Raw genomic sequence first — 838 nt, 5'->3', positions numbered from 1 at the left:
CGAGAGCTTGATCAGTATACCAATCAGCTCGCTGTCCGGTTGAAGAAAAAAGGCGTTGCCAAAGAAAGTGTGGTCGGCGTCCTCGCCGACCGTTCACCAGAGATGGTGATCGCGGTGCTGGCTGTTTTGAAAGCCGGCGGCGCTTACGTGCCGCTTGATCCAGACTATCCTGAAGAACGGCTCAGATATATGCTCGCTGACAGTGGCGCCCGGCTTCTCGTCACAGGGCCGGGTTTGTCCGTCTCCGGTTTTGCCGGTGAGACGCTTGAAGTCAACCTGTCATCGTTTCAAGCGGAGACAGCGGAGACCGAATCGGTTTGCGTTCATACAGATGGCGGCTCACTCGCCTATGTCATCTATACATCCGGTTCAACCGGGACACCGAAGGGCGTCGCGGTTGAGCACCGACAGGCTGCCGCCTTTTTGTCCGGGATGCAGCGCCAGTTCCCATTAACTGAAGATGATGTCATTGTGCTCAAGTCATCGTTTTCATTTGATGCTTCGATCTGGCAGTTGTTTTGGTGGATGATTCCCGGCGCCTCCATGTATTTGCTTCCGCAGGGCTGGGAGAAGGATCCCGCTTTGATGACAGAAGCCTTCGTCAATGAAGGGGTGACAACGGCGCATTTTATCCCGGCGATGGCCAACAGCTTTTTAGACCAGGTCGAGATGGAAACAGAGGAGAAAAGGACAAGCCTTGCGAAAACCTTGAAACACGTATTCGCCGGAGGTGAAGCGCTCGCTCCCCAGACAGCCGCCCGATTTGCCCGGTCTTTGCCGGAGACTGCGGTCATTCACGGCTACGGGCCGACAGAAGCTACGGTGGATGCCGCATTTT

General features: G+C 55.5%; 1 protein-coding gene. It reads left to right on the top strand.

Annotated elements, in window-relative coordinates:
• Positions 1-838: AMP-binding protein (locus ACH97_RS16550; RefSeq protein ID WP_155519900.1), on the top strand; the 838-nt coding region annotated here is incomplete at both ends.

Origin of the sequence: Bacillus paralicheniformis (assembly GCF_001042485.2) — a bacterium.
GTDB classification, from domain to species: Bacteria; Bacillota; Bacilli; order Bacillales; family Bacillaceae; genus Bacillus; species Bacillus paralicheniformis.
This window is presented reverse-complemented; position numbering and strand designations above follow the sequence as displayed.